General features: G+C 63.1%; 5 protein-coding genes. 2 read left to right on the top strand and 3 right to left on the bottom strand.

Annotated features, from left to right (window positions below; genetic code table 11):
• Window positions 1-6,615, top strand: a 6,615-nt coding sequence (locus B9N88_RS24415; RefSeq protein WP_043293618.1) for a non-ribosomal peptide synthetase, incomplete at its 5' end; no start/stop codon positions are given.
• Window positions 6,616-6,767: 152 nt separating this feature from the next.
• On the opposite strand, the gene B9N88_RS24410 is transcribed toward B9N88_RS24415, so the two are convergent.
• Together B9N88_RS24410 and B9N88_RS24405 are read right to left on the bottom strand one after the other, a co-directional pair.
• Complete coding sequence (locus tag B9N88_RS24410; RefSeq protein ID WP_043293617.1) at window positions 6,768-9,209, bottom strand: TonB-dependent siderophore receptor; 2,442 nt, start codon at window positions 9,207-9,209, stop codon at window positions 6,768-6,770.
• 101 nt (window positions 9,210-9,310) lie between these two features.
• The gene (locus B9N88_RS24405; protein ID WP_027606556.1) at window positions 9,311-10,963 is read right to left on the bottom strand and encodes a cyclic peptide export ABC transporter; all 1,653 of its coding nucleotides are present in this window, start codon (window positions 10,961-10,963) and stop codon (window positions 9,311-9,313) included.
• Between the two features lie 200 nt (window positions 10,964-11,163).
• On the opposite strand from B9N88_RS24405, the gene B9N88_RS24400 reads away from it, so the two are divergent.
• Window positions 11,164-11,994 carry a formyl transferase gene (locus B9N88_RS24400; RefSeq protein WP_027606555.1) on the top strand — a complete coding sequence of 277 codons (831 nt, stop codon included), beginning with the start codon at window positions 11,164-11,166 and terminating at the stop codon, window positions 11,992-11,994.
• 122 nt (window positions 11,995-12,116) lie between these two features.
• On the opposite strand, the gene B9N88_RS24395 is transcribed toward B9N88_RS24400, so the two are convergent.
• Window positions 12,117-12,989: a dihydropyoverdine dehydrogenase gene (locus tag B9N88_RS24395; protein ID WP_027606554.1), complete on the bottom strand. Its 873-nt coding sequence runs from the start codon at window positions 12,987-12,989 to the stop codon at window positions 12,117-12,119.
• Between the last annotated feature and the right edge of the window lie 14 nt (window positions 12,990-13,003).

Here is a 13,003-nt window from a genome sequence, read left to right as displayed (position 1 = left end):
ACCGGCGAGCGTTATGAAACATCGCCGGCCGACTGCGAACTGCACTTTATGTCCTTCGCTTTCGACGGTTCCCACGAAGGCTGGATGCACCCGCTGATCAACGGCGCCAGCGTGCTGGTCCGTGACGACAGCCTGTGGCTGCCCGAGTACACCTACGCGCAGATGCACCGTCACAACGTGACCATGGCGGTGTTCCCGCCGGTGTACCTGCAACAACTGGCCGAGCATGCCGAGCGCGACGGTAATCCACCGAAGGTGCGTGTGTACTGCTTTGGCGGCGATGCGGTGGCCCAGGCCAGCTATGACCTGGCCTGGCGCGCGCTCAAACCGACCTACCTGTTCAACGGCTACGGCCCCACCGAAACCGTGGTCACGCCGTTGCTGTGGAAGGCGCGCAAGGGCGACCCCTGCGGCGCCGTCTACGCGCCAATCGGCACGCTGCTGGGCAATCGCAGCGGCTACGTGCTGGACGCGCAGCTCAACCTGCAACCCATCGGCGTCGCCGGTGAGCTGTACCTGGGCGGCGAGGGCGTGGCCCGTGGTTACCTGGAACGCCCGGCGCTGACCGCCGAACGCTTCGTGCCGGACCCGTTCGGCAAACCGGGCAGCCGCGTGTATCGCAGCGGCGACCTGACCCGTGGCCGCCCGGATGGCGTGGTGGATTACCTCGGGCGTGTCGACCACCAGGTGAAGATCCGTGGTTTCCGTATCGAACTGGGGGAGATCGAAGCGCGCCTGCGTGAGCAGGACAACGTCGGTGAAACCGTGGTGGTGGCCCAGGAAGGCCCGACCGGCAAACAGCTGGTGGCCTACGTGGTGCCGGCCGACGCCAGCCTGGTCAACGAAGCCGAATTCCGCGACCACCTGCGCCGTGCCCTGAAAACCCGCCTGCCGGATTACATGGTACCAACGTACTTCATGTTCCTGGCGCAAATGCCGCTGACCCCCAACGGCAAGCTCGACCGCAAGGGCCTGCCGCAACCGGATGCGAGCCTGTTGCAACAGGCTTACGTGGCCCCGCAGAGCGAGCTGGAACAACAGCTCGCGACGATCTGGGCCGAGGTGCTGCGCCTGCCGCAAGTGGGCCTGAACGATAACTTCTTTGAGCTGGGTGGTGATTCGATCATCTCGATCCAGGTGGTCAGCCGTGCTCGCCAGGCGGGTATTCGGTTCACGCCCAAGGACCTGTTCCAGCACCAGACCGTACAAAGCCTGGCCGGTGTCGCGCGCCAAGGCGTCGAAGGCGTGACGATCAGCCAGGCCGCGCTCAGTGGCGAAACCTTGCTGCTGCCTATCCAGCAAGCGTTCTTCGCCGATGAGATCGCCGAGCGTCATCACTGGAACCAATCGGTGGTATTGCAACCCCATGAACACCTCGACGCCACGACGCTGACCCAGGCCTTGCAGGCGTTGATCGTGCATCACGATGCGTTGCGTTCGCAGTTCGTTGACGGTGCGGGTGGCTGGCAGGGCTTCTATCGCGGTGCCGAACAGCACCAGGCCGACGCCGTGCTGTGGCACCGCACGCTGCAGGACATCGACGAACTCGCGGCCTTGGGTGAAGAGGCACAACGCAGCCTGGACCTGGGCCACGGCCCGCTGATACGGGCGGTACTGGTCGAGTTGGACGGTGGTGCACAGCGCTTGCTGTTGGTGATCCACCACCTGGTGGTGGATGGTGTGTCGTGGCGGATCCTGCTGGAGGACCTGCAAACGGCTTACCGTCAGCTCGCCCGTGGCGTTGCCGTGGTATTGCCGGTCAAGACCAGTTCCACCCGCGATTGGGCACACCGACTGCAGCAGTACGCCCAGGGCGATGCGCTGACCGGCGAACTGGCATGGTGGCAAGCGCAGTTGCACGACGCCGAGGTCGACCTGCCAGCTGCCAGACCGGGTGCCAGCTTGAGCAACCGGCATGCCGGCAGTGCGACCACGCACCTGGACAGCACTCACACCCGGCGTCTGTTGCAGGATGCACCGGCGGCCTATCGCACCCAGATCAACGATGTGTTGCTGACCGCCCTGGCCCGGGTGATCGGGCGCTGGACCGGGCACGCGTCGACCCTGATCCGTTTGGAAGGCCATGGCCGCGAAGACCTGTTCGACGATATCGACCTGACCCGTACCGTCGGTTGGTTCACCAGTCTCTACCCGGTCAAACTGACGCCGGCCCTGACCCCGACGGACTCGTTGAAGGGGATCAAGGAGCAACTGCGCGCCATTCCCGACAAAGGCATCGGCTTTGGTGCCTTGCGTTACCTAGGGCAACCGCAGGTTCGCGAAGCCCTGGCGCGCTTGCCGCAGCCACGCATTACCTTCAACTACCTGGGCCAGTTCGATGCCAGTTTTGATGACAGCGAGGAGCCGGGCCTGTTTGCGCCTTCCGGTGACGCTGCAGGGGCCGATCAAAGCCCTGAGGCATCCTTGGGCAATTGGTTGGAAATCAACGGCCAGGTGTATGGCGGCGAATTGAACCTGACCTGGAGCTTCAGCCAGCAGATGTTCGATCCGGCCAGCATCCAGCAATTGGCCGATGACTATGCCCAGGAACTCAAGGCACTGATCGCGCATTGCTGCCAGCCTGAAAACACCGGTGCCACGCCGTCGGACTTCCCATTGGCGCGCTTGAGCCAGGCACAGTTGGATGGCCTGTCGTTGCCGTTGAACCGGGTCGAGGACATCTACCCGTTGTCACCGATGCAACAGGGCATGCTGTTCCAATCCTTGTATGGACAGGGTTCCGGCGACTACATCAACCAGATGCGCGTCGATGTGCAAGGGCTGGATGTAAGCAGGTTCCAGGCGGCCTGGCAGGTTGCCGTGGAACATCACGATATCCTGCGCACGGCGTTTCTCTGGCAGACCGAGCTGGAGCAGCCGTTGCAAGTGGTCTACAAGACGGTGCGGGTGCCTTTGCTCGAACACGACTGGCAGCACCGCACGGACCGCGCCGAAGCACTCGACGCACTGGCCGAAGCCGCCCGGGCCGAAGGCTTTGTGCTTGAGCAGGCCCCATTGTTGAGCCTGGTGGTGGTGCGTACCGGTGCCGACAGCCATCATCTGATTTACACCAACCACCACATCCTGATGGATGGCTGGAGTTCATCGCAGTTGTTCGGCGAGGTCCTGCAGCAGTACGCCGGTGAGGTGTTGCGCGCGCCGAACGGGCGTTACCGTGACTACATCGCCTGGCTGCAGGCACAGGACCCGGTCACCAGCGAAACCTTCTGGAAGGCGCAGCTGGCGGGGCTGCAGGAACCTACCCGGCTGTCGCGCGGTGCCAGGCGCGAGCAGGGTGTGTCCCAGGTCAACGGCATTCACCGGCTGGTACTGGAGCAGTCGGCCACCGAGCAGCTCAAGGCCTTTGCCCAGCGGCACAAGGTCACCTTCAATACCCTGGTGCAAAGTGCCTGGCTCCTGCTGTTGCAACGGCATACCGGCCTGGACACCGTAGCGTTCGGTGCGACGGTGGCGGGACGTCCGACCGAGTTGCCGGGCATCGAGCAGCAGGTCGGTTTGTTTATCAACACCTTGCCAGTGGTGGCGACGCCGAGCCCGCAGTTGAGCGTGGACGCCTGGCTGCAGCAGGTGCAGGGGCAAAACCTGCGTCTGCGCGAGCAAGAGCACACGCCGTTGTTCGACATCCAGCGATGGGCCGGGCTCGGTGGTGAAGCGCTGTTCGACAGCATCCTGGTGTTCGAGAACTACCCGGTGTCGGCGGCGTTGGAGCAGGGCGCCCCGGCGGGCCTGCGTTTCGGCGCGATGGACAGCCTGGAACAGACGCACTATCCCTTGACCGTATTGCTGGCCATGGGTGAACGCCTGGCCGTGGAGTTCAACTACGACCCGGCTGCGTTCGGCGAGCAGGACATCGTCCATCTGGCCGAGCACTTCGAGCAGGTGTTGCAGGCACTCACTCTTGCGCAGGTGGAGCGCCTGGCGGACCTGCCATCCCTGCCTCAGGCACAGCGCAAGGTGATCGTCGAGGACTGGAATGCGACGGCGCGCGAGTACCCGCTGCCGCGCGGTGTGCACCAATTGATCGAAGATCAGGTCGCCCTGACGCCGCAGGCTCCCGCCCTGGCATTTGGCACGCAGCGGCTGAGCTACGCCGAGTTGAACCGCCGCGCCAACCGCCTGGCCCATCGTTTGCTCGAAGCCGGCGTAGGCCCGGACGTGCAGGTCGGCCTGGCGCTGGAGCGCTCCATCGAAATGGTCGTGGGCCTGCTCGCGGTGCTCAAGGCCGGTGGCGCCTATGTGCCGCTGGACCCGGAATACCCGCGTGAGCGCCTGGCCTACATGCTGGACGACAGCGGCGTGAAACTGCTGCTGACCCAAGCCCATTTGCTTGAGCAATTACCGATTACCCAAGGCCTGGAAACCCTGGTGCTGGGCGAGTCTGCCTTCGAGGGCTACAGCGACGCCAACCCAGGCATCGCCCTGGACGGCGAAAACCTCGCCTACGTGATCTACACCTCGGGTTCCACCGGGCAACCCAAAGGCGCGGGCAACCGCCATTGCGCACTGACCAACCGCCTGTGCTGGATGCAGGAGGCCTACGCGCTGGATGCCCGCGATACCGTGTTGCAGAAAACCCCGTTCAGTTTCGACGTCTCGGTGTGGGAGTTCTTCTGGCCGCTGATGACCGGCGCACGCCTGGTGGTCGCCGCACCGGGGGACCATCGCGACCCTGAAAAACTGGTCGGCCTGATCACGCGTGAACAGGTCACCACACTGCATTTTGTGCCGTCGATGCTGCAAGCGTTCCTGCAGGATTCGAACGTGTCTTCCTGCGCCAGCCTGCAGCGCATTGTGTGCAGTGGCGAGGCGTTGCCGGTGGATGCGCAACAGCAAGTGTTCGCCAAACTGCCGCACACCGCGCTTTACAACCTGTACGGCCCGACCGAAGCGGCCATCGACGTGACCCACTGGACGTGCGTGGATGAAGGCCGCGACGCAGTGCCGATCGGCAAGCCGATTGCCAACCTGGGCTGCTATGTCCTGGACAGCCATTTCGAGCCGGTGCCGGCCGGCGTGCTGGGTGAGCTGTTCCTGGGCGGCGTGGGCCTGGCGCGCGGTTATCACCGGCGCCCGGGCTTGACCGCCGAGCGCTTCATCGCGCATCCGTTCATCAAGGGCGAGCGCCTCTACCGTACTGGAGACCTGGCGCGCTACCGCCCTGACGGTGTGATCGAATACGCCGGGCGTATCGACCATCAGATCAAACTGCGCGGCTTGCGTATCGAGCTGGGTGAAATCGAAGCACGCCTGCTGGAGCACGAATCGGTGCGCGAGGCGGCGGTGCTGGCGGTGGACGGCAAGCACCTGGTGGGTTACCTGGTCTTGCAGGAGCAGGGCGAGGGCTGGCGTGAAACCCTCAGTGCACACTTGGCTGTGCAGTTGCCGGATTACATGGTGCCGACGCAATGGTTGCTGCTGGAACAGATGCCCCTGAGCCCCAACGGCAAGCTGGACCGCAAGGCATTGCCGAAACCGGACACGCAGTCGACCCAGCGGTTTGAAGCACCACGGACCGAGCTTGAACAGAAAGTCGCCGCGATCTGGGCCGATGTGCTCGGTGTGGAACACGTCGGGTTGAATGACAACTTCTTTGAATTGGGCGGCCATTCGCTGTTGGTGCTGATGCTCAAGGAACGGATTCGCAAGGCCAGCGGCATCGGCCTTTCGGTCAGCCAGTTGATGCTCAACCCGACCGTACGCGCGCAGGTCGGCTGTCTCGCAGGCATCACTCGCCGCTCGCTGCTGGTGCCGCTTAACAGCCGCACCGAAGGCACGCCGCTCTATCTGTTCCACCCCAGCTACGGTTCGGTGCATTGCTACAAGGCCATCGCCCTGGCGTTGCGTGAGCAGCGGCCGGTCGTCGGGGTGATCTGCCGTGCGTTGGCCGAGGAGGGCACCGAAGTGCCGGCCTGGTCCAGCATGGTCGAGGATTACTCCGCGCAATTGCTGGAAGCCCAGCCCGAAGGGGCCTTCCGCCTGGCGGGCTGGTCGTTGGGCGGCAACCTGGCGGTAGAGGTTGCCTATCACCTGGAACAGGCGGGCCGACAGGTGGAGTTTGTCGGCTGGATCGATTCGTCGCCGCCGCGCTGGCTCACCCCGTACTGGGAAGCGGCAATCGTGACCGACGACAGCGAGATATCCGACAACGAACGGCGCGTGGACTTGCTCGGGGTGATGTTCCCGGCGTTTGCAGAGGCTGTCCATGCCACCTGGCAGGACGTGCAGGCCACCCACGCCGATGCAGGCACGCAATGGGCACGCTTCGTCGAATGGGCCGAGGCCACCCTGGGTGACGCCTTCCTCGACATCAGGCAAGCGCTGTTGGAGGGCAACGAAGCGCAGGTGTCCTGGGACGTCGACCGAACGTTGGTCAAGCGCATGGAGCAGGCTGACTTCAAGCCACTCAAGGCGCCTGTCAGTTGCTGGTGGGCCGCCATGAGCCGGGCCGGTCAGCACCGGGCGTTGATCGAAGCCAGCATGCAGCGGGTGATTGGCGAGGGCTGTGTGGTGCGGTCGGTGGTGATTGAGGTGGACCATGAGCGCATCATCGACAACGCCGAATTTGTACGCAGCCTGGTGACGGCCATGGCGTAACCGTCAATTGGGCAGAAAGCCCCGGCTCACGTGGTGTGAACCGGGGCTTTTTTGTGGGTGGGCTCTGGGGGGAGGGGCAGTGAAGCATCGCCCATAAAAAACACCCCGGGCAGGCGGGCTGCGCAGGGTGTCTGGAGGTTGCCGGGGTTAGATCAGAAGTCCCAGCGGGTCGACAGCATCACGTTGCGCGGGTCGCCCGAGTAGGACGACGTGTAGAAGCCGATGTTGGTGTAGTAGCGCTTGTCGAACACGTTGTTGACGTTGATCGAGGCGGAGAGGTTCTTGCTGATCTGGTAGCGCGCCATGGCGTCGACCAGCCAGTACGGGTCTTGGGAGAACCGCTGGGTGACACTCTTGCCGCGATTGTAGACATCCTGCCACGCCTCACCTTGCCAGCGCGCACCGCCGCCGAGGGTGAGCTTGTCGAGGGCGCCGGTCAGCTTGTAGCTGGTGTAGAAATTGAGCTGGTCCTGAGGTTCCCAGGTGGAGAACTTCTTGCCATCGTCATCGCGGATCACCTTGTGGGTGTAGCCCGCCTGCACCTGCCAGCCTGGCAGCAGCTCACCGGAAATCTCGGCTTCATAGCCCTTGGTCTTGGCCTGGACGCCCATGTAGGCCCACTCGACAGGCGAGTTGGCCGGCATATTGTTGTTGTACTCGGTGTCTTCCTCGGCGCGATTGGACTCATGAATCTCGAAGTAGGCAAGGCTGGCATTCAGGCGGCCGTCATAGAACTCACCCTTCACACCCAGTTCATAGTTTTCGCCTTCGTCAGGCTCGACCATCTTGTTGTTGCGGTCGGGCCGCAGCTGCTGCGGCATGAAGATCGAGGTATAGCTGCCGTACACCGAGAAGTTTTTATTAAGGTCGTACACCACGCCCGCATACGGGATGAGTTTGCCGGTCTCGCGCGAGTCGTTGGTGCCGGTCAGCCGGTAGTCGGTCAGGCGCGAACCAAGCAACAGGGACAGGTCGTCAGTGAGGCTCAGGCGTGTCGAGAAGTAGACCGCTGCCTGGCGGGTGATGTCGTCTTTCTCGTGGGCCGGGCCCCATTGCGGTTCGAGGCTGTCGCCGTTCCACTCATAGAGCGGGAAGTTATTGCTGTCCCTGTAGGTCGCTTCGTAACCGTAATAGTCGTTGCCTTCCCAGTGCGAGCGCGAAACCGAAGAACCGACGACCAGTTGATGCTCGCGACCGCCCAGGCTGAATGGCCCGGAGAGGTAGAAGTCACCGTTGTTGCTGATGGTCTTGCCGGTGAACTTGGAGCCATAGACCGAGGCTCTGTCGGTGGATTTATCTATTGGAGAAGCGTAACCCAGTGGCGCGTTGTAGCCATTGAGCTGGTTGCTGTAGTTGGCCTTGGCGATCCAGCCGTTATCCAGCGCGTGTTCCAGGGTGGCGAAAACGCTGCGGCTGTATTGCCCCCAGCTGCTCCACTTCGGGCCATTGTTGTAGCCACGGTCAAAGCTGATCTCGTTACCTGCACCATCGAACAACGAGCGGCTGCCGGACCAGCTCGACCCCTTGGGATCGGTGTCCTGATAGTCGGCACCGACGGTCAGCAGGGTGTCCGGTGACAGGTCGAATTCGAGAATGCCGTAGTAGACATTGGTCTTGCGTTCATAGTGGTCGATGAACGAATGCTTGTCCTGGTACACCGCCACGGCACGCCCGCGCACGTTGCCGCTTTCGGTCAGCGGGCCGCTCACGTCCAGCTCCGAGCGGTAGTTGTCCCACGAGCCGGCGCCCAGGCCCACATGCCCCTGGAACTCGGCGGTCGGCTTCTTGCGCACCAGGTTGATGGTGCCGCCCGGGCCGCCGGCGCCGGTCATCAGGCCGGTGGTGCCCTTGAGGATTTCGACGCGGTCGTAGATCGCCATGTCGCTCAGGGTCTGGCCGGCCGAGTAACCTTCGTTGCGGGTGGTCGGCACGCCGTCGTACTGGAAATTCTGGATCGGGAAGCCCCGGGAATAATAGTTGGTGCGCTCGCTGTCGAAGGTCGAGACGGTGATGCCCGGTGTGTGGCGCATCACGTCGTCGATGCCGTTCAGGCCGAAGTCGTCCATGGTCTGGCGGGTGACCACGGAAATCGACTGGGGCGTCTCGCGCGGTGTCAGCACCATCTTGGTGGCGGTGGCGATGGTGCCTGGCGTGTAGGAACCGGAACCTTCGGTTATGGTACCCAGTTGGTTGGCGTTGATCTGGGTGGCGCCAAGCTCGAGGGCGCCGCTACCGGAGCCGGGCGCGTTGATGATCATCGAGCTGCCTTGCAGGCTGTAGCTGACGCCGGTCCCTCCCAGCATTTGCTCGATCGCCCGTACCGGGTCCATCTTGCCGCTGACCGCCACGCTGTGCTTGTTTTGCACGGTTTCCGGGCTGTACAGGATTTGCAGGTCGGTCTGTTGGCCAAATACCTGCAGCGCAGTACTCAACGGCTGCGCGGGGATGTTCAATTCGAACTCTTGCGCCTGCACATAACCCGCCATCGACAGGCTGGCCGCCAGGGCCAGGCTATTGGGCAGAGCGTTGAATTTCAGGGCCCGCCGCATGGAAAGTGCGGTGCTCAATGGGCTGAGGGCAAGCCGTACTGGCATGGTGTTGTTTCTCTTTTTTAAGTGTTGGCAGATGGGTACTTAATGCGGTTAATTCTCATTGCTGCATATGAGACGTTCGCACTCGCATAAACCGGAAAAAATTATGCGGGCTCCAACTCCGCAACGACTTTCCCTGCACTCAAGCGCACCAACTGGTCGGCAATATCGAAATAGCGGTCGTCATGGCTGATCACAATGATGGTCTTGCCCAGGCGCTTGAGGTCCGGCAGCAGTTCGGTATAGAACACGCGGCGGAAGGCCGGGTCCTGGTCGGCGGCCCATTCGTCGAACACCAGCACCGGGCGCTCTTCCAGCCAGGCGTTGACCAGTGCCAGGCGCTTGCGCTGGCCGGTGGACAGGTCGGTGGTGCTGAATACGCCGTCCTTGACGCTGACCTTGTGCGCGATTTCCAGGCGCTCCAGGTACTTGGCGGCGCTGTCCAGCGATTGGGTGGCGCTGCCTTGGACCAGGTCGTCGAACAGGTAGTAGTCGGCGAACACTGTGGTGAACAGCTGGCGATAGTCATCGCGCGCCGGGTCGGTCACCGTATCGCCATTGAGGCGGATTTCCCCGGCCTCGGGTTGATACAGGCCCAGCAGCAGCTTGATCAGGGTGGTCTTGCCGCAGCCGTTCTCGCCGACGATAAACACGATATCACCCTGCTTGATGCTCAGGTTGATCGGCCCCAGGTGGAACGGCTGGCTGCCTTCCACCGGCGGCGGGCTGTAGCTCACGCCGCGCAGCTCCAGGCTGTGCACCACCGGTGTCGGCGCTTCGCTGCCGTCCATCAGCAGGTGCGGTTCGGGGGAAGAGAAGCGTTCGGACAGTTCGGTGATGCGCGCAAACGCAATGCGCGCCTTGCCGATGATCGGCAGGTAACCCACCACGTGTTCCAGCGGGCCCTTCATGTACAGCAGCACCAGCACAAAACCGGTGATCACCGCCGGGTCCGGGTTCGGGTTGTAGGCCTGCATCGCCAGCGCCAGGCCGATGACCACAAAGAACAGCATCGAGCCGAAGGTCTTGGCGACGATATAGATGTTCACCGAACGCACCTGGATATCGCTGATACGGTCGGCGGTTTCCTGGATGCGGTGGGTGTTCATGCGGTAGCGGCGGGGTCGGTGGATGCGCAACTCCTTGGCGCCGGAAGCGATTGCCGAGTAGTAGCGTTGCAACTCGTCTTCCTGGTCGCGGGCTTCGTCGAAGCCACGAATGCCCTTGGCGCCGGCGATGAACTGCACGCTGCTGCCGATGACGATCGCCACCACCATCATCAGGAACATCGGCACCGACAGGTACGCCAGGTACCCCAGGCAGCCCAGGGTCACGGTGGTGGCGATGGCCAGCGGGGTGAAGGCAAAGGAGAAGTCGCTGATGGTGTCGACGTCATGGGTCAGCACCGGGATCAGGCGGTGGGAGCGATACTGTTCGATCTGTTCGATGGGCGCCGACAGCACCTTTTCGCCGAGATCCTTGCGCAGGGCGGCAATGATCCGCTGGCCCACGTAGTTGGTGCCGATATCGGAGACGATCGAACTGGTCAGCGCCAGCACACACAGCGCCGCAAAGCTCAGGATCACGCCCTGGGTCATACCCGTGGAAGAATGCAGCGCGTTGTTGATGGTCGCCAGCAACAGCGTGATGGCCAGGCCGCCGGCCATGCCCAGGGCGATGGAGACCGTCACGATGGTGCGAAACGGCCTGAGCAATGCAAGCAAACCTGTGAAGGCGCCGCGCTTGGGATCGGTCATAAGTACTTCCCGGAAAGTGAAAAAGAGGGGGCTGGGCACACAGACCCTTACCCATGACAAACGAAGGATTGGCGCGACTATTTAGCTCGGCGTGCCCGGCGGTGGCGGTGGCGGATAAATTGCGCGTGGGCTGGTTCGTTCTTGTGGTGTAGGCGCACGCGTATCGGCGCGTGCCTGATCTTTCCAGCGAGAGCGAAACAATGACGAAAAAGAACCTGGTGTACGTGTGGTCCCTGCGCAATGCCGCTGCCGACAAGGCCGGCCAGCCGGTGGCCTACAAGGACCACGAGCGCTACATGAAGTCGGTGCTGGAGTTTCTGGTGGGGTCGCTCAACGACACGTCACTGGGCGAGGCCTACAACCTGGTGGGCGTGATATATGACGACGATGAGCAGAACCCGCGGGACCAGCAGTTGGTGGCCGACTACGGCTTTGCCTATAAGCCCGGCCGCCAGTGGCTGTACCCGGCCGACCTGCGGGTGCAGGGGCGCCTGGTCAACGATCTGCTGCTGAGCGTGCCGTCCACCTATCGGCGCCTGCCTCGGGGCAGCGCGGAACACGTTGCCGGCAAGCAGGATTTCGAACGCCGCCTGCATGACACCCTGGTGGAGTTGAAGGCCGATATCGTGGTGCTGGACGGCCTGCTGGTGATCCTGGACGAGCTGGTGCGCCCCGGTGCGCCGTTTGCCCGTCGCATCATGAACATCCACCCCGGTATTACCCGTATCGAATCGCCCTATGAACGCCGGGGTGCCTACGCCACCTGGAATGCCTTGTACGGTGCCCGCGGACAAGCCGTGGTGGATTGGGCGACCAAGCAGACGCAGCCGTGTGAACCGCTGTACCTGACTGGCGCCTCGTTCCACTACGTGGACAACGGCATCGACTCCGGCGAAGTGTTCCACGACGTGCTCAAGACCGAAATCTCGCCGGACGACACCATCCTCGAACTGCGCTGGAACAACTTCAATAACAGCCTGTTCCCGGCGTTGCATGAAGGCCTGGAGTTGCTGGCGCAGAAGGGGGTCTAAGCCGCGCACGATTTGACTGTGGGAGGGAGCTTGCTCCCGATGGCGGAGTATCAGTCAATGGCGATGTCGACTGCCGCACCACATCGGGAGCAAGCCCCCTCCCAGATTAAATCCCGTCAGCTTCAGAGATCGCGCACGACCCTGAAGCCAATCCAATCCCCCCGTGTCTGCGGATAGATGTTGTTGCGGTTGCCCGAGCGCGAAAACACCGGCGCCTCGCCCCAGTCATTGCCGCGAATCATGTAGCTCTCGCAGTTTGGCTCCATCCATGCGCTGCCGTCGGTGGGCGCGCCGATGTAGCTGGAGTGCTCGCAGTCGGCCACCCGCTCATAGACATTGCCATGCATGTCGTACATGCCAAACGCATTCGGCGGGTAGCTGCCCACGGGCGAGGAATAGCTGTAGCCGTCCGCCGGGCCGTAGGTGTTGGCATGCTTGGCGATGCTGTAGCCCTTGCCCTCGTCGAACGGGAACGGGAATGGCCCGGTGGAGCCGGCGCGTGCGGCGTATTCGCGCTGGGCTTCGCTGACCATGTGGTACTGCTGGCCGGTCTTTTTCGACAGCCAGGCCACATAGTGCTTGATGTCGTCCATGTCCATGCACACCGCCGGCTGGCGCGGGCCCTGGGGGTAGCGTGGCTTGCTGGCGATGCATTCGCGGCCGGGGCGGGTGTCGCCGTCGGCGATCTTCACCCCGGTCTGGCGGATATAGCTGTCCCATTCGCCGGCGGTGATGTGGAAGCGGCTCATGGCGAACGGCTTGGCGAAGGTCACTTCATGCATCGGGCCTTCGTCCGGCTCGCGGCCGACTTCGTCTTCCGGCGTCCCCATGGTGAAGGTGCCGGCGGGCAGTACCACCATTTCCGGGCAGTCCTTGCAGTCCTTGAACACTTTGCCCGGTTGCGGCGTGGCAGCCTGGGCCAGGCCCGGCAGCAGCGCGCCGCACAGGGCGGTCAGTGCCAGGGTCGTCAGGGGGTTGAGTCGCAGTGGCGTCATAGGGGCCTCTCGTG

The sequence above is a fragment of the Pseudomonas sp. LAMO17WK12:I1 genome, assembly GCF_900177315.1.
Lineage (GTDB): Bacteria > Pseudomonadota > Gammaproteobacteria > Pseudomonadales > Pseudomonadaceae > Aquipseudomonas > Aquipseudomonas marginalis.
The sequence above is the reverse complement of the archived record's forward strand: the minus strand, read 5'-3'. Positions and strand labels throughout refer to the sequence as shown.

Bases quoted from the DNA above. Each gene is read 5' to 3' on its own strand.
- B9N88_RS24410 (WP_043293617.1), bottom strand. From the start codon at position 9,209: ATGCCAGTACGGCTTGCCCTCAGCCCATTGAGCACCGCACTTTCCATG.
- B9N88_RS24405 (WP_027606556.1), bottom strand. From the start codon at position 10,963: ATGACCGATCCCAAGCGCGGCGCCTTCACAGGTTTGCTTGCATTGCTC.
- B9N88_RS24400 (WP_027606555.1), top strand. From the start codon at position 11,164: ATGACGAAAAAGAACCTGGTGTACGTGTGGTCCCTGCGCAATGCCGCT.
- B9N88_RS24395 (WP_027606554.1), bottom strand. From the start codon at position 12,989: ATGACGCCACTGCGACTCAACCCCCTGACGACCCTGGCACTGACCGCC.